The 21184-nt window shown below is 67.3% G+C and carries 18 protein-coding genes; 5 read left to right on the plus strand and 13 right to left on the minus strand.

All coding sequences use genetic code 11. From position 1 onward, the window contains the following. Positions 1 to 138: 138 nt before the first annotated feature. A complete protein-coding gene (mqo, locus tag ACJH71_RS06865; RefSeq protein WP_406757610.1) occupies positions 139 to 1584 on the minus strand; it encodes a malate dehydrogenase (quinone) in 1446 nt (481 codons plus the stop codon). A gap of 62 nt (positions 1585 to 1646) precedes the next feature. Between mqo and mtr the strand changes: the two genes are divergently transcribed. Both mtr and ACJH71_RS06875 read left to right on the plus strand, forming a co-directional pair. Further along, positions 1647 to 3026, plus strand: coding sequence for a mycothione reductase (mtr, locus tag ACJH71_RS06870; protein WP_406757284.1), 1380 nt, complete (start codon positions 1647 to 1649; stop codon positions 3024 to 3026). A gap of 12 nt (positions 3027 to 3038) precedes the next feature. Further along, positions 3039 to 4835 (plus strand): acyl-CoA dehydrogenase, encoded by a 1797-nt coding sequence (locus ACJH71_RS06875; RefSeq protein ID WP_406757285.1) that lies wholly within the window; start codon positions 3039 to 3041, stop codon positions 4833 to 4835. Positions 4836 to 4839: 4 nt separating this feature from the next. On the opposite strand, the gene ACJH71_RS06880 is transcribed toward ACJH71_RS06875, so the two are convergent. Beyond that, complete coding sequence (locus ACJH71_RS06880; protein ID WP_406757286.1) at positions 4840 to 5463, minus strand: TetR/AcrR family transcriptional regulator C-terminal domain-containing protein; 624 nt, start codon at positions 5461 to 5463, stop codon at positions 4840 to 4842. A 58-nt stretch (positions 5464 to 5521) separates the two neighbouring features. On the opposite strand from ACJH71_RS06880, the gene ACJH71_RS06885 reads away from it, so the two are divergent. Beyond that, on the plus strand, positions 5522 to 6250 hold the full coding sequence (locus ACJH71_RS06885; RefSeq protein ID WP_406757287.1) for a class I SAM-dependent methyltransferase: 729 nt from the start codon (positions 5522 to 5524) through the stop codon (positions 6248 to 6250). A 97-nt stretch (positions 6251 to 6347) separates the two neighbouring features. Then, the gene (locus ACJH71_RS06890) at positions 6348 to 7724 is read left to right on the plus strand and encodes an HNH endonuclease signature motif containing protein (RefSeq protein WP_406757288.1); all 1377 of its coding nucleotides are present in this window, start codon (positions 6348 to 6350) and stop codon (positions 7722 to 7724) included. A gap of 20 nt (positions 7725 to 7744) precedes the next feature. Here the strand turns inward: ACJH71_RS06890 and ACJH71_RS06895 are convergent, their stop codons facing one another. From ACJH71_RS06895 to ACJH71_RS06930, 8 genes are all read right to left on the minus strand, one after another. Then, on the minus strand, positions 7745 to 8521 hold the full coding sequence (locus ACJH71_RS06895) for a 3-oxoacyl-ACP reductase (RefSeq protein WP_046287003.1): 777 nt from the start codon (positions 8519 to 8521) through the stop codon (positions 7745 to 7747). Further along, positions 8518 to 9882: an aldehyde dehydrogenase family protein gene (locus tag ACJH71_RS06900; protein WP_406757611.1), complete on the minus strand. Its 1365-nt coding sequence runs from the start codon at positions 9880 to 9882 to the stop codon at positions 8518 to 8520. The genes ACJH71_RS06895 and ACJH71_RS06900 overlap by 4 nt, the downstream gene beginning before the upstream one ends. Before the next feature lie 49 nt (positions 9883 to 9931). Beyond that, the gene (locus tag ACJH71_RS06905; protein WP_406757289.1) at positions 9932 to 10678 is read right to left on the minus strand and encodes a gamma-glutamyl-gamma-aminobutyrate hydrolase family protein; all 747 of its coding nucleotides are present in this window, start codon (positions 10676 to 10678) and stop codon (positions 9932 to 9934) included. Beyond that, positions 10665 to 12029 (minus strand): glutamine synthetase family protein, encoded by a 1365-nt coding sequence (locus ACJH71_RS06910; RefSeq protein ID WP_406757290.1) that lies wholly within the window; start codon positions 12027 to 12029, stop codon positions 10665 to 10667. Before ACJH71_RS06910 ends, ACJH71_RS06905 begins: the two co-directional genes overlap by 14 nt. 64 nt (positions 12030 to 12093) lie before the next feature. Further along, entirely contained in the window at positions 12094 to 13836 is a 1743-nt protein-coding gene (locus ACJH71_RS06915; RefSeq protein ID WP_406757291.1) for an AMP-binding protein, read from the minus strand. Positions 13837 to 13927: 91 nt separating this feature from the next. Then, positions 13928 to 14491, minus strand: a complete 564-nt coding sequence (locus tag ACJH71_RS06920; RefSeq protein ID WP_406757292.1) for an alpha/beta fold hydrolase — start codon at positions 14489 to 14491, stop codon at positions 13928 to 13930. Between the two features lie 81 nt (positions 14492 to 14572). After that, a complete protein-coding gene (gene map, locus ACJH71_RS06925) occupies positions 14573 to 15430 on the minus strand; it encodes a type I methionyl aminopeptidase (RefSeq protein ID WP_406757293.1) in 858 nt (285 codons plus the stop codon). Between the two features lie 22 nt (positions 15431 to 15452). Continuing rightward, on the minus strand, positions 15453 to 16025 hold the full coding sequence (locus ACJH71_RS06930; RefSeq protein ID WP_406757294.1) for a DUF1707 domain-containing protein: 573 nt from the start codon (positions 16023 to 16025) through the stop codon (positions 15453 to 15455). A 508-nt stretch (positions 16026 to 16533) separates the two neighbouring features. On the opposite strand from ACJH71_RS06930, the gene ACJH71_RS06935 reads away from it, so the two are divergent. Further along, positions 16534 to 17061, plus strand: a complete 528-nt coding sequence (locus ACJH71_RS06935; RefSeq protein WP_406757295.1) for a hypothetical protein — start codon at positions 16534 to 16536, stop codon at positions 17059 to 17061. 72 nt (positions 17062 to 17133) lie between these two features. On the opposite strand, the gene ACJH71_RS06940 is transcribed toward ACJH71_RS06935, so the two are convergent. The 3 genes from ACJH71_RS06940 to ispG form a co-directional block, all read right to left on the minus strand. Further along, a complete protein-coding gene (locus ACJH71_RS06940) occupies positions 17134 to 18954 on the minus strand; it encodes a penicillin-binding transpeptidase domain-containing protein (RefSeq protein WP_406757296.1) in 1821 nt (606 codons plus the stop codon). A gap of 165 nt (positions 18955 to 19119) precedes the next feature. Continuing rightward, entirely contained in the window at positions 19120 to 19971 is an 852-nt protein-coding gene (locus ACJH71_RS06945) for a GNAT family N-acetyltransferase (RefSeq protein WP_406757297.1), read from the minus strand. Positions 19972 to 20027: 56 nt separating this feature from the next. Next, the gene (gene ispG / locus ACJH71_RS06950) at positions 20028 to 21179 is read right to left on the minus strand and encodes a flavodoxin-dependent (E)-4-hydroxy-3-methylbut-2-enyl-diphosphate synthase (protein ID WP_406757298.1); all 1152 of its coding nucleotides are present in this window, start codon (positions 21177 to 21179) and stop codon (positions 20028 to 20030) included. Between the last annotated feature and the right edge of the window lie 5 nt (positions 21180 to 21184).

The raw sequence follows: 21184 nt of genomic DNA on the forward strand, positions 1-21184 counted from the left end.
CGGGTCGCCACCATCAATCCCGCGGCGACCGTCAGCGCGGCGAAGCCGGGCGCAACGGGTCGCCACCATCAATCCCGCGGCGACCGTCAGCGCGGCGAAGCCGGGCGCAACGGGTCGCCACCATCAATCCCGTGGCTATCAGCTCAGCTGAAGCTGTCGGCTGCCCCACTCCCACACCTGCTCGAACAACACGGGCTCGTCGGACAGGCGCGTACCCAGCGAGGGCACCATCTCTTTGAGCGTCGGCAGCCAGTCGGCGAACTTCCCGGCGAAACAGCGCGCCAGCACTTCCAGCATGGCCGGTACCGCGGTCGAGGCACCGGGCGAGGCACCGAGCAGGCCCGCGATGCTGCCGTCGCCGGCACTGACGATCGTGGTGTCGAAATCGAGCTGCCCGGCGCGGATCACCTGCACCCGCTGGCCGGCCCGGATCTCATGCCACTCCGCGTGATCCGCATCGGGAAGGAACTCCCGCAATGCCGCGACACGGGTGCCGTGAGTTCGTCGCAGTTGGCCGAGCAGGTACCCGACCAACTGACGCTCCCGGATCCCGGCGCCCAGCAGCGACCGCGCGTTGTCGAAGCGCACCGATCTCGGCAGGTCCGTGGCCCGACCGTGTTTGAGGAACTTGGGCGACCAGCCGGCAAACGGTCCGAACAGCAGCCACGACGCACCGTTGACCATTCGGGCGTCCAGGTGCGGGGCGGTCGTCGACGGCGCGCCTGGAGCCGGGGCGCCGTACACCTTGGCCCGGTGTGCGGCGGTGAGCTCGGCGTGCCCGCAGCGCAGGAACACCCCGCCGATCGGGAAGCCGCCGAAGCCCCGCACTTCGGGGATTCCCGAGCGCTGCAGCAGGCCCAGGGTCGCTCCCCCGGCGCCAAGGAATACGAATTTGGCGTTGAGCCTTCGGGTTTCGCCGGTTCGCCGGTTGACCAGCCGCAGCGTCCAGCTGCCGTCGGACTCCCGGCCCAGCGCCCGTACCTCGTGGCCGAAGAGCGCCGCGGTGCCGTGTCGTACCCCGTAACCGATCAGTTGGTCAGTCAGCGCACCGAAGTCGACGTCGGTGCCGTGCGGCGCCCAATCCAGGGCCACCGGTACGTCCGGATTCCTCCCGGCGGCCATCGCGGGCAAGCGCGTGGCGAACTCGCCGAAGTCGGTGATCAATTCGGTCCCGCCGAACAACGGGTTGTCGGCCAGCGCACGATGACGCCGCCGCAGGTAGTCCACGCCGCCGGCGCCGTGCACGAAGCTGACGTGCGGGACCGGATGCACGAAGTCGCGTGGATCCTTCAGCAGTCCGTTCTCCACGGCATACGCCCAGAACTGGCGGGTCACCTGGAACTGCTCGTTGACGCGTACCGCCTTGGCGGTGTCGATCGAGCCGTCGGGCTGCTGCGGTGTGTAGAAGAGCTCGCACAATCCGGCGTGGCCGGTTCCGGCGTTGTTCCAGGGATCGCTGCTCTCGCCGGCGGCGGAATCCAACCGCTCGACGACGGTGATCGCGGCATGCGGTTCCAGCCGGCGCAGCATCGCCCCCAAGGTGGCGCTCATGATGCCCGCGCCGATCAGCGCTACGTCGGTCATCTCGGTCTGAACCGATGGGGACACGCCCATAGATTAGCCCGCGCACCGTTTAGTCTGACGCAATGGAGAGCTACGACCTGGCGATCATCGGAACCGGTTCGGGTAACAGCATTCTCGACGAACGCTACGCGGACAAGCGGGTGGCGATCTGCGAGCAGGGCACGTTCGGCGGCACCTGCCTGAACGTGGGCTGCATCCCCACCAAGATGTTCGTCTACGCCGCCGAGGTGGCCAAGACGGTGAGCGAGGCCTCGCGCTACGGGGTGGACGCCCGCATCGACGGGGTGCGCTGGGACGACATCGTCTCGCGGGTGTTCGGGCGGATCGACCCGATCGCCGCGGGTGGCGAGCAGTACCGCCGCAGCCTGCCGAACATCGACGTCTACGGCGAGCACACCCGGTTCGGCCCGGTCGGCTCCGACGGCCGCTACTTGTTGCTCACCGCCGGTGGCGAGCAGTTCAGCGCCGAGCAGGTGGTGATCGCGGCGGGGTCGCGCTCGGCGATCCCGCCCGCCATCGCCGACAGCGGGGCGCGCCACTACACCAGCGACGACATCATGCGGATCGCCGAGCTGCCCGAGCATCTGGTGATCGTGGGCGGGGGCTTCATCGCCGCCGAGTTCGCCCACGTGTTCTCCGCCTTGGGTGTCCGGGTCACGGTGGTGATCCGCGGCTCGACATTGCTGCGGCACTGCGACGAGACCGTAGCGGAACGGTTCACCCGGATCGCCGCGGCCAAGTGGGAGCTGCGTACGCACCGCAACGTGGTTGCGGCCCGAAACGACGGGAGCGGTGTCGTCCTGGACCTCGACGACGGCTCGGTCCTGCGAGCCGACGCGATGTTGGTGGCCACCGGGCGCGTGCCCAACGGCGACCTGCTGGACGCCGAGCAGGCCGGTGTCGCCGTCGCCGGCGGTCGGGTGACCGTCGACAAGTACCAACGGACCTCGGCGCGGGGAGTTTTCGCGCTCGGTGACGTGTCCTCGCCCTACGAGCTCAAGCACGTCGCCAACCACGAGGCCAGGGTGGTGCAACACAACCTGCTGTGCGACTGGGACGACGTGGACTCGATGCGGATGACCGACCATCGCTACGTGCCGGCAGCGGTGTTCACCGATCCGCAGATCGCTGCGGTCGGATTGACCGAAACACAGGCACTGGCAAAGGGTCTCGATATCTCGGTGAAGATCCAGGACTACGGTGACGTCGCGTACGGCTGGGCTATGGAGGACAGCACCGGATTCGCCAAGCTGATCGCCGAGCGCGGCACCGGACGGCTGCTGGGCGCGCACATCATGGGCTACCAGGCGTCGTCGATCATCCAGCCGCTGATCCAGGCGATGAGCTTCGGTCTCACGGCGCCAGAGATGGCTCGCGGTCAATACTGGATCCACCCGGCGCTGCCCGAGGTTGTTGAGAACGCACTGCTTGGGCTCCAGTGAAAGGTTCGCCAGATGAAGTCCACCCTGCTGTCCCGCCACGACCTTGATTTCCTGCTGTTCGATTGGCTGCGCGTCGACGAACTGACCGGACGGGACCGATTCTCCGAGCACTCCCGGGAGACCTTCTCCGACACCCTCGATCTGTGCGAGCAGCTGGCGACTCGTTATTTCGCCCCACACAACAAGAAGAGCGACGCACACGAGCCCACCTTCGACGGGACGACAGTCACCATCATCGGCGAGGTCAAGGAGGCGTTGGCGGCGTGCGCCGACGCCGAGCTGATCGGCATGGCGATGGACTACTCACTCGGTGGTGCGCAATTGCCGGCAACGGTGGCCCAGGCCGGCTTCGCCTGGCTGTTCGCCGCCAATGTCAGCACCGCCGGCTACCCGATGCTGACCATGGCCAATGCGAACCTGCTCGCCAAGTTCGGCAGCGAAGAACAGATCGCCGCCTTCGTCAAACCCATGCTCGCCGGCCGCTTCTTCGGGACGATGTGCCTGTCGGAGACCCAGGCCGGTTCATCGCTGGCCGACATCACCACCCGCGCCGAGCCGCGCGCCGATGGCACCTACCGGCTGTTCGGGTCGAAGATGTGGATCTCGGGGGGCGAACACGACCTGACCGACAACATCGTCCATCTGGTGCTGGCCAAGATCCCCGGTGGTCCGGCTGGCACCAAAGGGATTTCGCTGTTCATCGTGCCGAAGTATCTGGTGAATCCCGACGGCACGCTGGGTGAGCGCAACGACGTCGTGCTGGCCGGGCTCAACCACAAGATGGGTTATCGCGGAATCACCAACACCGTGCTGAACTTCGGAGAGGGCGGCCACCAGCCCGGCGGCGAGCCGGGCGCGGTCGGCTATCTCGTCGGCGACGAGCACCGCGGCTTGAACTACATGTTCCACATGATGAACGAGGCACGCCTGGGCGTGGGCATGGGCGCGATCGCGCTCGGCTACACCGGCTACCTGAAGTCGCTGGAGTACGCCCGCAGCCGTCCGCAGGGCCGGCCGGCGACGACGAAAGACCCTGCCGCGCCGCAAGTTGCGATCATCGAGCACGCGGACGTCAAGCGGATGCTGCTGGCGCAGAAGTCCTATGTCGAGGGGGCACTCGCGTTGGCGCTGTACTGCGCGCGGCTCGTCGACGTCCAGAACACCGCCGAATCCGACGAGGAGCGCGAGCACGCCACCGCGCTGCTGGACATCCTCACTCCGATCGCCAAGAGCTGGCCGTCACAGTGGTGCCTGGCCGCCAATGACCTGGCGATCCAGGTGCACGGCGGCTACGGCTACACCCGCGAGTACGACGTCGAGCAGCATTACCGGGACAACCGGCTCAACCCGATCCACGAGGGCACCCATGGCATCCAGAGCCTGGATCTGCTGGGCCGCAAGGTGGTGCAGCGCGACGGCGCCAGCCTGGCCGCCCTGCACGGCGCGATGACCCAGACCACCGCGGCCGCCCATCGCGCCGGTGGCGAATTGGCCGATTTGGCCGCCCGACTCGACATGGTGGTCCAGCGGCTGGTGGCGGTCACCGCGGGCATGTTCGCCGCCGGTGACATCGATGCCGCACTGGCCAACAGCGCGATCTACCTGGAGGCCTTCGGCCATGTGGTGATCGCCTGGATCTGGCTGGACCAGTTGTTGGCCGCGGCGGGGCGCACCGGGGACTTCTTTGACGGCAAACGCCAGGCAGCCCGGTACTTCTTCCGCTACGAGCTGCCCAAGACCGGGCCGCAGCTCGACCTGTTGGAGAGCCTCGACCGCACGACGCTCGAGATGCGCCCGGACTGGTTCTGACGCCCTAGCCGAGGGCCCCCAGGATCTGATCAATGCCGAATCTGAACCGGGCGTCGTAGTCTGCCGACAGGAAATCGTCCAGTACCGCATGCAGACTGGGAAACTCGGTCTCGTCCACGACATCCTGCAGAGCGTCCGGCAACGTATCGGGGGCCCGCTGCTCCTCCTGGACCAGCCCCAGGGTGAAGTAGAAAAGGTTCCACGCGGTCCATGCCGCCGGCTTGGAAGCCGCTCCGCCACTCAACAAAACGGCGATCAGCTGGTCGCCAAAGGCCAGGGTCGACGGCAGGACCGGGAAGGTTCCGGCGACGACCAGCGCACCGTCACGGTAGCGCAGCATCGCCTGACGCAACCCGCCTAGCAACTGGGCCGCCCGCTGCCGCCAGTCGCCGCGCAACGGGTCCGTCTCAACCTCAGCCACAAGGGCATCCGCCATCAGCTCGAGCAGTCGGGCCTTGGTGCCAATGTGCCACATCACGGTGTTCATGCTGACGCTGAGTTCCGTTGCTATGGCGCGCGTTGAGAGTTTCGCGATGCCTTGACGGTCGAGGACCTCGAACGCGGCCCGCACCACATCCTCGACGCCAAGGCCGGCTCGTGCCCGCACGACACCTTGATTCTTGGTCACTGACCAAGTATACAAAGGAGAGACACCCTTCTTGGTCAGTGATAGAGAGGAAGATCCCATGCAGGCCGACCCGACCTTTGACGCGATGTACCGCGGCGAGCAGACGATCGCCGGGATGGTTCCGTGGGATATCGGCGGCCCGCAGCCGGTGGTGCAAGAACTCGTCGCCCATGGCGCGCTGCACGGAGAGGTACTGGATCCGGGCACCGGCCCCGGTCACCACGCGATCTACTTTGCCTCGCAGGGATATTCGGCCACCGGAATCGACGCCTCTCCGGCGGCGATCGAGCACGCCCGACGTAACGCGCAGCGGGCGGGAGTGACCGTGGACTTCCGGGTCGCCGACGCGACACACCTGGCCGAATTCGAGGGCCGGTTCAACACCGTCGTCGACAGCGCCTTCTATCACGTATTCGCCCATGACGAGCTACTGCAGGCGCGCTACCTTCAAGCGCTGCACCTCGCGACCGCGCCGGGTGCGCGGCTGTTCATGTTCGAGCTCGGGCGGCACAATCTCAACGGCCTACAGTTCTACGGCCTTCCGGCGGACTCCTTCAACCGGCTGCTCAATGCCAACGGCTGGCGCACGGACTACGTGGGCACCTCAACCTACGTCGGCACCTTCGGTCCACGGGCGTTGGAGTTTCTTTCGCAGATGGACTCCACCGACGGCGTCGCACCGCAGATGAAATCCCTGCCGGATCAGCTGGCGAGGTTGCGGCCGCAACTACAGAACGATCGGGTCCACCTGCCGATGTGGTCGGTAGCCGCCACCAGAGTCGACTGACCCAGGAGTCTGGCGCCACTGCATTCACTTGTGCCACAGCAGTTTTGGCTGCGGATAGGTTCTTCGACTTGTCGGATACCGAAGCTATGATTAGCACATGCGTTCGAAAAGCCGGGAAGAGGTCGTCGAAGTCTTCGACGCACTGTCGGCGGATCTGGATCGAGCGCTGAATCTGGACTTCGAGGCGCTGACCCCGCGGGAATGCCTGGCACTGCTGCGGCGCTGCGAGCGGCTGCGGCGGCGCCTGCCTGCAGTGGAACATCCGCTGGTCAACGCACTGGCCGCCACCGACCCCACCGAACTGGGTGGCAAGCCCCGCTGGGTGCTGGCCGACGAGTTGCACCTGACCCGGGGTGAGGCGGGACGGCGTATCGCTGAGGCTGCCGAACTTGGCGCCCGCCGCAGTCTGACCGGCGAACCGTTGGAACCCGTTTTGCCGAGCGCGGCCGCCGCCCAACGTGCGGGGAAGATCGGGGCCGCCCATATCTCGGTGATCCGCTCCTTCTTCACCTACCTACCCGCCGATGTCGACGCGGGCACCTTGACCCAGGCCGAACAGCACCTCACCGAATTGGGCACCGGGTGTCGTCCCGACGAACTGGCCAAACTTGCCCAACGCCTCGCCGATCACCTGCATCCCGACGGCAACTACGCCGACGACGATCGCGCCAAACGACGCGGGATCGTGCTCGGACCCCAAGACCGCGACGGCATGACCCCAATCAAGGGCTACCTCGATCCGCAAGCCCGCGCCACCTGGGATGCCGTATTGGCCCGCTGGGCCGCCCCCGGCATGTGCAACCCCAACGATGAGATCCCCTGCACCGCCGGCACCCCCTCACAAATCGCGATCGACACCGATGCGCGCAGTGCGCCGCAACGCAACCACGACGCCCTGACCGCCATGGGGCGCGCCTTGCTGGCCTCCGGAGATCTGGGGCAGCACAACGGGCTACCGGCCACCATCATCGTCTCCACCACCCTGGCCGACCTGGACGCCGGCACCGGGAAAGCTCACACCGGCGGCGGCACCTGGCTGCCCATTCGTGACGTGATCGCCATGGCCAGCCACGCCCACCACTACCTGCGGATCTACCACGGCGCCAAAGAGCTGGCGCTGTTCCACACCAAACGCCTGGCCAACCCCGCCCAACGCATCGTGCTCTACGCCAAAGAACGCGGGTGCTCCCACCCGGGCTGCCCCATATCCGGCTACCACTGCGAAGTGCATCACGACCACGATTACGCGAAGACCAGGCGCACCGACATCACCGACCTGACTCTGCGGTGCGGCCCCCACCACCAGCTGATTACCTCAGGCGGATGGAAGACGCGCAAACAACACGATGGGACCACCCAAACCCTGCCGCCGCCACACCTCGACCACGGTCAACCCCGCACCAACCACTACCACCACCCCGAAAAACTGTTGGGCGGCAACGGTTCCGGCGATGGGGATGACGACGGACCCTAGCTGGCACCTAGCCAGACCGCTTAGAGCGGCGTCACATACGCCGAGCTGATCCCGCCGTCCACCAGGAAGGTCGAGCCGGTGATGAACGATGCGTCGTCGCTGGCCAGGAATGCCACCGCGGCCGCGATCTCCTCCGGCTCGGCGAACCGGCCCACCGGTACGTGCACCAACCGGCGTGCGGCGCGCTCCGGGTCGGCCGCGAACAGCTCCTGCAGCAGCGGGGTGTTCACCGGCCCGGGGCACAGCGCGTTGACCCGGATGCCCTGCCGGGCGTACTGAACCCCGAGCTCACGCGACATGGCCAACACGCCGCCCTTGGAGGCGGTGTAGGAGATCTGGGAGGTGGCCGAACCCATCACCGCCACGAACGACGCGGTGTTGATGATCGATCCCCGCCCGGCGGGCGCCATGTGCCGCAGCGCCGCCCGGCAGCATAGGTACACCGACTTGAGGTTGACGTCTTGAACCCGTTGCCAGGCAGGCAGTTCGGTGGTTTCGATCAGGTCGTCGTCCGGCGGCGAGATGCCGGCGTTGTTGAAGGCGATGTCCACCGAGCCGAACGTTTGGGCCGCGGTGTCGAACAGTGCGTCGACCTGGTCCTGATCGGAGACGTCAACCTGAACGAACAGGCCGTCGAGCTCATCGGCGACCGCGGTGCCCGCCGCCTGGTCGAGGTCGCCGACCACGATCTGGGCACCTTCGGCGCGCATCCGCCGGGCGGATGCCAAGCCGATTCCGCCACCGGCGCCGGTCACCACGGCTACCCGTCCGGCCAGGCGTTGGGTCAGATCGGTCACTGCGTCTCCTTCACTGCGATGAATACGTTCTTGGTCTCGGTGAACGACAGTGGGGCGTCCGCGCCCAACTCCCGGCCCAACCCCGACTGTTTGAAACCCCCGAAGGGGGTGGTGAAACGCACCGAGGAGTGCGAATTCACCGACAGGTTCCCGGCTTCCACTGCCCGAGAGACGCGCAGCGCCCGGGACAGGTCGTTGGTCCAGATCGAGCCCGACAATCCGTAGACGGTGTTGTTGGCCATGGCGATGGCGTCGGCCTCATCGTCGAACGGCAACACCGTCACCACCGGGCCGAAGATCTCTTCTGTGACGCATCGGTCGGTCGCCGCGGGAGTCAGGACCGTGGGCGGGAACCAGAAGCCGGGGCCGGCGGGGGCCTGGCCACGGAAGGCGACCGGCGCGTCGTCGGGCACGTAGGAGGCCACCTTCTCCCAGTGCGGGCGCGAGACCAGCGGGCCCATCTCGGTGTCACGCGACGTCGGATCGCCCACCACAACGCCGGCCACGGCGGGCTCCAGCAACTCCATGAAGCGGTCGTAGACGCTGCGCTGCACCAGGATCCGGCTCCGTGCGCAGCAGTCCTGGCCCGCGTTGTCGAACACGCCGTAGGGTGCTGTCGCCGCCGCCTGCTCCAGGTCGCAGTCGCCGAACACGATATTTGCGCTCTTGCCGCCGAGTTCCAGCGTGACCCGCTTGACCCCGGCCGCCCCGGCCTGCAGCACCCGGGTGCCGGTGGTGGTGGAACCGGTGAACACGATCTTGGCCACGCCCGGGTGGGTGACCAGGCGCTCCCCCACGTCGGCGCCACGGCCGGGCAGCACCTGCAGCAGGTCGCGGTCCAACCCTGACTCCACGGCCAGTTCCGCCAGCCGCAGCGTGGTCAGCGGTGTCCATTCGGCCGGCTTGATCAGCACCGCGTTTCCGGCGGCCAGCGCCGGAGCGAAACCCCACGCGGCGATCGGCATCGGAAAATTCCACGGGGTGATGATCCCGACGACGCCGAGCGGCTCATGAAAGGTGACGTCGAGCCCGCCGGCGACCGGTATCTGCTTGCCGGACAGCCGTTCCGGGCTGGCCGCATAGAACTGCAGCACGTCTCGGACATGCCCTGCTTCCCATTCGGCGGCCGACACCGGATGGCCGGAGTTGGTGACCTCGAGGGCGGCGAGCTCGTCGATGTGGGCTCCCACAACCGCGGCGAAGTCTCGCAGCGCGGCGGCCCGCTCGGCCGGGGCGCGCTTGGCCCATTTCTTCTGGGCGGCCTGCGCACGGCGCACCGCGTCGTCGACCGCGGCGCCTTCGACGTGTTCGACGGTGGCGAAGACCGACCCGGTGGCCGGGTTGATCAGTTCGGTACTGATGTCTCGGCTCCTTGCTCGTTCGTTCCTCGCTCGCCGTCGCCTTCGTGAGTCATTCGCTCACCCGCGCCGACGTGTACTTGCCCGCCTCGGCCACGATCGCGGCGAACAGCCGCAGATCGTCCGGGGATTCCTCGGGATGCCACTGAACCGCGAGCACGAAGTCCTCCCCGGGAAGCTCGATCGCCTCGATGACCCCGTCGTCATCGCGCGCACTGACCACAAGTTTCGCACCCACCTCGGCGATCGCCTGATGGTGGTAGCACTGCACCTGGCAGGTCTCGCCGAGGAGTTCGGCCAGCCGGGTGCCGGCGACGGTGTGCACCGGCATCGGGGTGAAGACCCCGTTGCCCGCCCGATGCCCGGTGTTGCCGATGACGTCGGGCAGATGCTGGTGCAGTGTCCCGCCGAGCGCGACGTTGAGCACCTGGGCGCCACGGCAGATCCCCAGCACCGGCATGCCGCGGCGCATCGCCTCGGCCAGCAGAGCGAATTCCCATGCGTCCCGGGCGGTGTCGGGTCGATCGGTCTCGGTGTGCGGCGCTTGGCCATACCCGATCGGATCGAGGTCACGACCTCCGGTGATCACCAGCCCGCCGACGCCGTCGAGCACGCGCGCCGCGATGTCGGGCGTCACCGGCTGCGGCGGGAGCAGTACTGCGATCCCGCCGGCGGCGGTGATGCCCTGGATGTACTGGGCAGGCAGCAGACCCGCCCGCGAATCCCAGACCCCGAACTTCGCTCGGTCCAGATAGGTCGTCAATCCGACTACTGGACCGCCGGGTTCAGAAGCGTTCAAATCCCCGGACCCTCTCCCAGTCGGTCACCGCGGTGTTGAATGCGTCCAACTCGACCCGGGCGCTGTGCAGGTAGTGCTCGACGACCTCGTCGCCGAACGCCTTGCGCGCCACCGTCGATTCGGCGAACAGCTCCATGGCCGCGCCCAGCGTCGTGGGCAGGTGCGGCAGCCCGGCCCGATAGGCGTCACCGTCGACCGGCTCGGGCAGCGACAGGTCGTTGTCGATGCCGTGCAGGCCAGCCGCGATCAGCGCCGCCACCGCCAGATAGGGGTTCACATCGCCGCCGGGAACCCGGCACTCCACCCGCATCGAGTCGCCGCGGCCGAGAACCCGCAGTGCGCAGGTGCGATTGTCCAGGCCCCACGCGATCGCCGTAGGCGCGAAGCTACCGCCGACGAATCGCTTGTAGGAGTTGATATTCGGCGCGTAGCACAGGGTGAGCTCGGGCAGCGTGGCCAGCACCCCGGCCAGGAAGCCGCGGAACAGCGCCGACATGCCGTGCGGTGCGGCCGGATCGGCGAACACCGGAGCGCCCTCGGCGCTGCGCAGCGACAGGTGCACGTGGCAGCTGTTGCCTTCGCGTTGGTCGAACTTCGCCATGAACGTCAGGCTCTTGCCGTGCTGGTCGGCGATCTCCTTGGCGCCACTCTTGTAGACGCTGTGGTTGTCGCAGGTCCTCAGCGCCTCTTCATAGCGGAAGGTGATCTCCTGCTGACCGGTGTTGCACTCGCCCTTGACGCCCTCGCAGCGCAGGCCCGCCCCGGTCATCCCGAGCCGAATGTCGCGCAGCAGCGGCTCCAGCCGGGTACCGGCGACCAGGCCGTAGTCGGCGTTGTAGTCCGTTCCCGGCGTCAGCCCGCGATACCCGCCGGCCCACGCCTGCCGGTAGCTGTCCTCGAAGACCAGAAACTCCAGTTCCGTGGCGGCGTAGGCAACCAGCCCACGCTCGGCCAGTCGGGCCAGTTGGGCGGCCAGAATCTGGCGGGGTGCCACCGCGACCGCGCCACCGTCGGGCCAGTGCGCGTCGGCCAACACGTGCGCGGTGCCGGGCAGCCAGGGAATGCGCCGCAACGTCGCGAAGTCCGGCTTGAGCACCAGGTCGCCGTAACCGGTACCCCAGTCGGCGATCGAATAGCCGGGAACGGTGTTCATCTCTACGTCGACGGCCAGCAGGTAGCTGCAGGCCTCCACGCCGTGTCCGGCGACCTCGGCAAGGAAGTGCTCAGCCGCGACTCTCTTACCGACCAGCCGGCCCTGCATATCGGCGAATGCCACTACGACGGTGTCGATCTCACCGGAGGTGACCAGTTCTTGGAGCTCGGCCTGGGACAACATCGCGGGCCGGGTCATTGTGCTCCTTCGCCGACGACGGTCTTGCCTGACATTTGAGTGCTGTCAGGCTACCCGCCCGCGGTCAGTCGACGGGCTCCAGTCGACTGAATTGGGCCGAACGGTAGCAGTCGGCGCATGTGGAGCGGCGGATCTTGCCGCTGGTGGTGATCGGCAAGGAGCCAGGCGCGACCAGCACGAGGTCGGCGACCCGGACGCCGTGGGATCGGGAAACCGAGGCCGCCACATCTTTTTTCAGGGCCGCAATTCGTGCAAGTTGTTCTTCGACGGTGTTGCCCCGGTTCTTGAGTTCGGCGATGACCACCAGCTGTTCGCCACCGTCACCGCTGACCGGTACCGCGGCGACGCGGCCTCCGGTGAGCTCCTGCACGGTGGCCTCGATGTCGTCCGGGTAGTGATTTCGGCCGTCGACGATCAACAGATCTTTGATGCGCCCGACGACCAGCATCTCACCCTCGTGGATGACGCCGAGGTCACCGGTGCGCAGCCACGGCCCCACCGGTGTACCGGCGGACGGCGACTCGAGGTGCCCACCGAAGGTGCGCTCGGTGGCCTCCGCATTGTGCCAGTAGCCGCTGGCGACGTTGGGCCCGTGCACCCAGATCTCACCGACGCGACCGTCTGGGCTCTCGGTGTGGGCCTCGGGGTCGACGATCCGCACCGTGCACGCCCGCGGGGCTCCGATGCTGACCAGTTCGGCCCCGCCCGGGCCAGCCTCTGCAGTGCCGCCGACCAGGTTCTCGTAGTCGAGCCGAATGGTCACCGGACGATTCGCGCGCGGCGCCGAGGCGACATAGACCATTGCCTCGGCCAGTCCGTACGACGGTGCCAGCGCATTCGCCGGCAGGTTGAAGCGGGCGAAGCGGTCGGTGAAACGGCGGATGGTCGCCGCGTGAATGCGCTCGCTGCCGCTCAAGATGGTGTGCACGCCCCCCAGGTCGAGGCCGGCCATGTCCTCATCGGTGGTCCGGCGCGCGGCCAGTTCGAACGCGAAGTTCGGCCCGGCGGTGAATGCGCAGGAGTTGATGGCCAGCTGCTGGATCCATCGGGACGGCTTCTGCAGGAACGCGATCGGGCTCATCACCACCGCGTGGCGGCCCAGCAAGACGGCTCCCATCACGCCGAGCAACAGGCCCATGTCGTGGTAGAAGGGCAGCCAGGACACCAGCGTGGCGTTCGGCGGCGGCGCTCCCCCGTCCTGCCCGAAGTAGTCCGCCATCACCTGTTCGATGTTGGCGAACACGTTGCGGTGCGAGACCACGACGCCTCGCGGAGACCCGGTTGAGCCGGAAGTGTATTGCAGCAGTGCCGTTTTCGTCGCCGACGCTCCGGTTCCGTCCCAGCAAACGGACGCATCGAGATCGATCAGATCCACCTCGATGATCACCGGCGAGCTTCCGCCGAGAGCGCTGACGCACCCGTGGATGTCGCCGGCGACCGCCGACGTGGTGAGTACCGCAGCCGGTGCGCAGTCCTTCAGCGCTGCGGTGACTCGTTCGTCGTGGCTGCCGAACGCCGGAACCGGCAGCGGCACCACGATGCAACCGGCCTCCATCGCACCGAAGAAGCCGGCGATGTATTCCAGGCCCTGCGGCGCGAGCAAGGCGACGCGATCACCCGGCGAGGCGATGGCGGCCACCTCCGCGGCGACGGCCTCGGTGCGCCCCAGAATCTGCGACCAGGTCAGGGTGTCGGCGTAACCGGCCGGATCCACCTCGTAGTCGATGTAGGTGAACGCCGGCCGATCAGGCCAGTACTGAGCGCGTTCACGCAGCAAAGCCGGTATTGATTGCCCCCACGACAGCATTCGGTATCCCCCCAGATACATATTTTATTTTTCCCAGCCGACGCGCCCTCGACCGCCGGCTACGCCGGAACCTACTCTCCCTCGCTCTGTATTACCAGGTACTGGCCCGTAACACGATCTCCATCGCGAGCTGTGCGGTGAATTCCTGGGCACTGCGTCGCCCGGGCAGCATCACCAGTCGGTGTTCGCCGTAGACGAACCGCTGGCTGGCGTTGGCCACCGACGCCGTGGCCCGGGAACTGACCAACACGGTGGTGTTGATCTCCACCGGGGGGCAGCGTTCGTCGCGGATCACGCCGCTCAGATCCGGCGCGCGCGGATGGCCACGGTCGAGCGCCACCAGTCCGGTGAAGCGATCAGGGCGCGTCGCCGCGAGTTCCCAGGCGTTGTCCGCACCGGTCCGGTCACCCACCAGCACGCCGCACTGCACGCCCAGCGAATCGAGGATGCCGATCACCGACTTGGGCGTCAGACGCGGATCTGCGCCGATCACGATGGTCCGCAGGGAGGCGGTGTGCAACCGTTGGCAGACCGCGTCGTAGGCGGTGAGCGGGTGCTGCGCCGCGGCGAGCACGACGACGACGGGCCCGTTGTCCGGGCCTGCCACGTCGACCGGGATCGGGAACCCGTCGATGGTCATCATCGTGCCCGGCATCTGCGCCACGCTACAGCCCCTCGGGCGGCACGGGGCGATTTTGGCGGGCCCCTTAGCGGCTCAACAGACAACGGCCGGAAGTCACGGCAGAGTCAATATCTCGGCACCGTCGTCCGTCACCACCAGGGTGTGTTCGAACTGGGCGCTCCACTGTCCGTCGCTGGTGACCACGGTCCAGTCGTCATCCCAGATGTCGTAGTCCAGGCTGCCGAGGTTGATCATCGGCTCGATGGTGAAGGTCATCCCGGGCTCGATGATGGTGTCGACTTCGGGCTGGTCGTAGTGCAGCACCACCAGACCGTTGTGGAAGGTCGGACCGATCCCGTGACCGGTGAAGTCACGGACCACGTTGTAGCCGAAGCGGTTCGCGTAGGCCTCGATGACCCGGCCGATCACCGACAACGCGCGGCCCGGTTTGACCGCCTTGATGGCGCGCATGGTGGCCTCGTAGGTGCGCTCGACCAGCAGCCGGTGCTCTTGCGAGACGTCGCCGGCCAGGAACGTGGCGTTGGTGTCACCATGCACGCCGTCGATGTACGCGGTGACGTCGATGTTGACGATGTCGCCGTCGGCGATCACCGTCGAGTCCGGGATCCCGTGACAGATGACTTCGTTGAGCGATGTGCAGCATGACTTGGGAAAGCCCTTGTACCCCAACGTCGAGGGATAGGCGCCGTGGTCGACCATGAACTCGTGGGCGATGCGATCGAGCTCATCGGTGGTCACGCCGGGCGCGACGGCCTTGCCCGCCTCGGCGAGCGCACCCGCCGCAATCCGGCTCGCGACCCGCATCTTCTCGATCACGTCGGGGGTCTGTACCCAAGGCTCGGAGCCCTCGGCGGCCGTGGCGCGGCCGACGTATTCCGGACGCGGGATCAGGCGGGGCACCGGCAGCGTCGGAGACAGCACGCCGGGAGAAAGCGGGGCACGAACGGGCATTACGCCAGCTTAACGGAGCTGGTCAGCGCCGCCAGCGCAGCTTGCGCCGAGGGCCCCTGATGTCCACCGACCCGCACACCACACGACCGGTCAGCACCAGGTGCGGGGCCCCGTCGGCGGGCGGGTCGGTACGACGATCCCGCGCGCTACCGCCGTAGACCTCGACATCATCGATCGAGGCGCTGGCACCGTCGGGCAGCCGGATGTCGACCGAACCGAATCGCATGTCGAGTTCGATCACGACGACCGGCCCAGCGAACCGAGCCTTGGTGAGGTCGAGATCGACCGAGCCCAGGCGCCGCACCAATGCCAGCCGGGTCGGCACGATCCATTCCCCGTGACGTTTGAGCGATCCGGCCCAGCCGCGCAGTTCAACCCGGTCGGCCGCCGAGGTGACGATGGCGCGCGGGCCGGGCAGGTCACCGATCAGGGTGTCGAGCTCCGAGCGCATCCGCGCCTGCGAGACCTGCGCCGCGCGCTCCTCGAACTCCCCGATATCGATCAGTCCGAGGGAGACGGCATTGTGCAGGCGGCGCAGGGTGCCGTTGCGGTCCGCATCCGAGATACGCAACAGTTCCGCTTCGATCTCCGTCATCACCTTCCCCGTTGTACGTCTCCCCGCAACCTACCGCTGTCGGCCGCCGAACGGCAGCTTCGGACCGCCGCCCGGCCAACACCACGACCGATCGAAATGCTGGAATAACGTCCATGGAATTGTGTCAATCATTCAGATAAATCGGCTGAGGCGTACTTCAGAAATTTCCCTTATTGTTTGCCGATATAAAACACCGCGACGCCCCGGGTAATCCAAATCGGGGGCGGTTGGCTCGTTCGGCATAGGCGTATTTGCCGATCCTGAAAGCCGCACGCTGCCAACACTATCCACGCCTGTCAAGCGACCGGGAATGAGCTGCCAGTCCGCTGAGTACCGACCCGATTTCGCTGTGAATACTTTCGGATTTCACCAAGCACAGGTATAGACTCCGATTTGCCGGGGGGTCGGCAGGGGTGGATTCAAAGACTCATGTGCGAGCCCGCGGCTGCGGGAGGGCAATCCCGCATCCACATCCACATCGAGAGATCCAGAATTGGGGGGCTCGCACATGAGCAAGAACGAGTTTACGCACCCGCGGCGCATCGCGGCCGGTCTAGGCGTCGCCGCCGGTGGCGCCGTTGCCGCCGCGCTGATCGGCCTGGGCGCCGCCGGGGTCGCCGGCGCCGACCCGTACGTCGACACCTACTCCGCACCCGACCCCTATGACGTGCTGTTCGGCGCTCAGGGCACCGACCAGGGCCAACAAGGTTGGGAGAACAACGCCCTCGATCAGGCGTTGTTCGACCAAAGCGCAACCAATTACGCCACCTTCTACCAAGACGTGGTGAACTTCGAGGAGAACAGCGGCGAGCACGGCATATCGAACCTGATCTATGCGATCGATCCCAGCGCGTTCTACGAACAGACCTCGGCTGACATCACCGGTACGTTGGTCGGTGGTGCGTACCTGGTCCCGGACGACGCCCTCGGCTACCTCGCCACGGGTCTCGATTTCGGCCTGCTGTCGCCGATCGGGCTCGACTTCGTGTTGACCCCGCTGATCGACATCCTGCTGGGCGAGCCGCCGGCGATCTGACGAAGTGCGGTAGGACAACTGGCCGGCGGAGCGCAGCCCCGCCGGCCAGTTCCTTTGGTGTCAAGCGATTTTCTACAGCAGGAAGTTATCCGGCAGCGAGTCGAACATCACCTTGGTCATGCGGACCGCGTACTGCGAGCTGCCACCGCCGACGATCAGCGACGCGAAGGCCATGTCGCCCCGATAGCCGGCGAACCAGGAGTGTGAGCCACCGGTGAACTCGGCCTCCCCGGTCTTGCCGTAAACCGGTCCACAGCCGGCGATGTCGCGTGCGGTGCCATCGGTCACCACCAGCCGCATCATCTCGCGCAGACCGTCGAGCATCTCGGCGCTGACCGGAGCGGCCACCGGACCGTTGACCGCTGTCGGGCGCCCCTCGATCAACCGGGGCACCGGTGTTCGGCCGGCCGCCACCGTCGCCGCGGCCAGTGCGACACCGAACGGGCTGGCCAACACCTTGCCCTGACCGAATCCGTCCTCGGTACGTTCGGCCAGGTCAACGGTCGGCGGAACCGAGCCGGTGACCGTGGTGATCCCGTCCACGAGGTAGTCCACCCCGATCCCGTAGCGGCTGGCCGCCTGCGACAGCGCCCGCGGCGGCATCCGGCTGGCCAGCTCGGCGAAGGTGGTGTTGCACGAGTTGGCGAAGGCCCGCGACATCGACACCAGGCCGAGGTCGAACCCGCCGTAGTTGGGGATGGTGCGCTGGCCGATGTCGAGTTCGCCAGGACAACCCACCATCGAGTTCGGCGTCGCCATGTCCCGTTCGATCGCCGCGCCCGCGGTGACCATCTTGAAGGTAGAACCGGGCGGATACAGACCGCTGGTGGCGACCAGGCCGTCGGCGTCGGCCGCCGCGTTCTGCGCGACGGCGAGCAGCTCGCCGGTCGATGGCTTGATCACCACCAACATCGCCTTGTCACCGCGGGTGTTGACCGCGTTCTGGGCGGCACGCTGTACCGCTCGGTCCAGGCTGATCGTCAGCGAGGGCGCCGGCGCCGGATCGACTTCGTGCAGCACCGCGACGTCGACGCCGTTCTGGTTCTCGCTGACGACACGCCAGCCCGCGGCACCCTCGAGTTGGGTCCCGACCGCCTTCTTGACCTCGCTGATGAGCATCGGGGCGAAGTGGTCGTCGGTGGGCAACAGATCGGGGCGCGGCGTGACCACGACTCCGGGCAGGGCGCCGATGGCGGGTTCGACACGGTCATGGTCGGCCTTGCGCAGCGTGATCAGGCCGAGCGGGGTCGCTGAGGAACTGGCCTGCTCGGCCAGACGCTGCGGGTCACCCAAGGCGTCGTCGAAAGGCCGCAGAGTATCGACCACCGCGCGGGCGGTGCGCATCAGGTTTCGTCCGGCCCGGCCGGCGTCCAACTGATAGTGGTACACGTAGCCGGGCACCAGTACGTCGGTGCCGCCGATCTCGTTGACCGCCGCACGACGCGGGGGGTCGGCCCGCAGCGCGAACGTCTGGTGCTCGCCCAGTTTGGGGTGCAGGCCGGTGGCGGTCCAGCGAACCGTCCAATGGCCTTCGTTGCGGACCATCTTGAGCTGGCCGTCGTAGGCCCAGGTCCGGTTCTTCGGCAGCTTCCAGGTGTAGCGGTAGGCCACACTGCCGGTGTCGTCGTTGTAGCGCGAGCTGAGCACCTGCGCATCGAGGTGTTCGGCCTGCAAGCCCGCCCAGGCGGCGTTGAGTGCGCTGCGTGCCGTTGACGGGTCGTCGCTGAGCTCGGCGGCCGTCGCGGTGTCACCGGTGGCCAGGGCGGCGAAGAAGCGCTCGGCGACGGGCCCTGGGCCGTCGGGGCGCGGGGTGCAGGCCGCCACGCCGGCTGCGGTGAGCAGTACGGTCGCCAGGCCCGTGACGCGTGTGACGAATGAGCTTGCAGTTGTCATTGGGGCTGATGTTACGAAACAGAAACGGTCAGCAGGCGGAGGCGCACCGAAATAGAACCGCTACTTGGCGCCAGTACCCACCGAGCCTGTAGTTGGCGTGTCCGCTACTCGAACGTTTCCGCGCTAACAACAGTCTCGGCGAAAAATACGACAAGGCCCGAGAGATCAGTCGAGCAACACCGTCGCGAAAGTGCCGACCTGGGTGAAACCCACTCGCTCATAGGTGGACCGCGCCACCTCGTTGAAATCATTGACGTACAGGCTGGCGATGCGCCCGGTGCCGACGATCACCGCGGCCAGCATCGCGGTGCCGCCGGCGCCCAGACCGCGTCCGCGTCGGTCCGGGTGCACCCAGACGCCCTGAATCTGGCCCACCGACGGCGACTGCGAACCCACCTCGGCCTTGAACACCACCTCGCCCCGCTCGAAGCGCGCCCAAGCGCGGCCCGCTGCGATCAGGTTGGCCACCCGCCGACGGTAGGCGCGTCCCCCGTCGCCGACCCGCGGATCCACGCCGACCTCACCGATGAACATGTCGACGGCGGCTACCAGGTACGCGTCCAGCTCGTCGGGACGCACCTGGCGAACTTCGGCATCCATCGGGCATGCGGGCATGGTGTGTAGCGCCATCAACGGTTGACTCTCCCGCACGTCGCGGGCCGGGCCCCAGGAGTCGGCGAGCCGCTGCCACATCGGCACCACCAATTCCGCGCGGCCCACCAGCGACGAGCAGCGCCGGATCGCACTCACCGCCTTGTCGGCGAACGCGGTGAGGTCGGCCGGCGCCCCGCGCAGCGGGATCAGGTTTGCGCCTGCGTAGCACAAGGATTCGCTCACGCCGCCGCGCGTCCACAATTCCCCGCCGATCATTCGGGGGTCGACACCGTGATCGGCTACCCGGGCGGCGACCATGCAGGAACCGATCGGATCCTCTTCGAGCACCTGCCAGACCGCCGCGGCGTCACGCGCGACGGACACCCGTCGCTGGTCGAGACGGAACTCGGGCGGAGCCGACATAGTGACTCTTTCTGGCGAACTTCAACTGCCGCGCGCGTACGGCGATCCGGCTGCGATCAGCTTACGGCGACGGTGGGCGACCCGCCGGGAGATCCGTCACCCATCTCCTCCGCCAGGCGCAGGGCCTCCTCGATCAGGGTCTCCACGATCTGCGCCTCGGGAACGGTCTTGATCACCTCGCCCTTGACGAAGATCTGGCCCTTGCCGTTGCCGGACGCCACACCCAGATCCGCCTCGCGAGCCTCACCGGGACCGTTGACCACACAGCCCATCACCGCGACCCGGAGCGGGACGTCGATCCCCTCCAGCCCGGCGGTGACCTCGTTGGCCAGTCGGTAGACGTCCACCTGAGCCCGGCCGCAGGAGGGACACGACACGATCTCCAGACCGCGTGGCCGCAGGTTGAGCGACTCCAGGATCTGGTTGCCGACCTTGACTTCCTCTACCGGCGGCGCCGAGAGCGACACCCGAATGGTGTCGCCGATGCCGCGGGACAGCAGGGCGCCGAACGCCACGGCGGATTTGATGGTGCCCTGGAAGGCGGGGCCCGCCTCGGTGACGCCCAGGTGCAGCGGGTAGTCGCACTGCTCGGCCAGCAGCTGATATGCGGCCACCATCACGACCGGGTCGTTGTGCTTGACGCTGATCTTGATGTCGCCGAAGCCGTGCTCCTCGAACAGCGAGGCTTCCCACAGCGCGGACTCCACCAAGGCTTCGGGGGTGGCCTTGCCGTACTTGGCCAAGAACCGCTGATCCAACGAACCGGCGTTGACGCCGATCCGGATCGGGATACCCGCGGCGCCGGCCGCCTTGGCCACTTCGCCGACCCGGCCGTCGAACTCCTTGATGTTGCCCGGGTTCACCCGGACCGCGGCGCAGCCGGCATCGATCGCGGCGAAGATGTACTTGGGCTGGAAGTGGATGTCGGCGATCACCGGGATCTGACTGTGCTGGGCGATCTCGGCCAGCGCGTCGGCGTCCTCCTGCCGGGGGCAGGCCACCCGCACGATGTCGCAACCCGAGGCGGTCAACTCCGCGATCTGTTGCAGTGTCGCGTTGACGTCGTGGGTCTTGGTGGTGCACATCGACTGCACCGCGATCGGATGGTCGCTTCCCACTCCGACCCCACCGACCTTCAGTTGGCGGGTCTTGCGACGTGGCGCCAGTGTGGGCGGAGGGGCTGCCGGCATTCCTAGGCCGACGCTCATGAGGG

This window comes from Mycobacterium sp. SMC-15, assembly GCF_045310925.1.
Classification (GTDB): Bacteria; Actinomycetota; Actinomycetes; order Mycobacteriales; family Mycobacteriaceae; genus Mycobacterium.

Excerpts from the sequence above, each read along its gene's own strand:
- ACJH71_RS06945 (WP_406757297.1), bottom strand. The coding sequence starts at position 19,971 with ATGTCGGCTCCGCCCGAGTTCCGTCTCGACCAGCGACGGGTGTCCGTC.
- mqo (WP_406757610.1), bottom strand. The coding sequence starts at position 1,584 with ATGACCGACGTAGCGCTGATCGGCGCGGGCATCATGAGCGCCACCTTG.
- ACJH71_RS06915 (WP_406757291.1), bottom strand. The coding sequence starts at position 13,836 with ATGCTGTCGTGGGGGCAATCAATACCGGCTTTGCTGCGTGAACGCGCT.
- ACJH71_RS06935 (WP_406757295.1), top strand. The coding sequence starts at position 16,534 with ATGAGCAAGAACGAGTTTACGCACCCGCGGCGCATCGCGGCCGGTCTA.
- ACJH71_RS06885 (WP_406757287.1), top strand. The coding sequence starts at position 5,522 with ATGCAGGCCGACCCGACCTTTGACGCGATGTACCGCGGCGAGCAGACG.
- ACJH71_RS06875 (WP_406757285.1), top strand. The coding sequence starts at position 3,039 with ATGAAGTCCACCCTGCTGTCCCGCCACGACCTTGATTTCCTGCTGTTC.
- mtr (WP_406757284.1), top strand. The coding sequence starts at position 1,647 with ATGGAGAGCTACGACCTGGCGATCATCGGAACCGGTTCGGGTAACAGC.
- ACJH71_RS06930 (WP_406757294.1), bottom strand. The coding sequence starts at position 16,025 with ATGACGGAGATCGAAGCGGAACTGTTGCGTATCTCGGATGCGGACCGC.
- ACJH71_RS06940 (WP_406757296.1), bottom strand. The coding sequence starts at position 18,954 with ATGACAACTGCAAGCTCATTCGTCACACGCGTCACGGGCCTGGCGACC.
- ispG (WP_406757298.1), bottom strand. The coding sequence starts at position 21,179 with ATGAGCGTCGGCCTAGGAATGCCGGCAGCCCCTCCGCCCACACTGGCG.
- ACJH71_RS06910 (WP_406757290.1), bottom strand. The coding sequence starts at position 12,029 with ATGACCCGGCCCGCGATGTTGTCCCAGGCCGAGCTCCAAGAACTGGTC.
- ACJH71_RS06920 (WP_406757292.1), bottom strand. The coding sequence starts at position 14,491 with ATGCCGGGCACGATGATGACCATCGACGGGTTCCCGATCCCGGTCGAC.
- ACJH71_RS06890 (WP_406757288.1), top strand. The coding sequence starts at position 6,348 with ATGCGTTCGAAAAGCCGGGAAGAGGTCGTCGAAGTCTTCGACGCACTG.
- map (WP_406757293.1), bottom strand. The coding sequence starts at position 15,430 with ATGCCCGTTCGTGCCCCGCTTTCTCCCGGCGTGCTGTCTCCGACGCTG.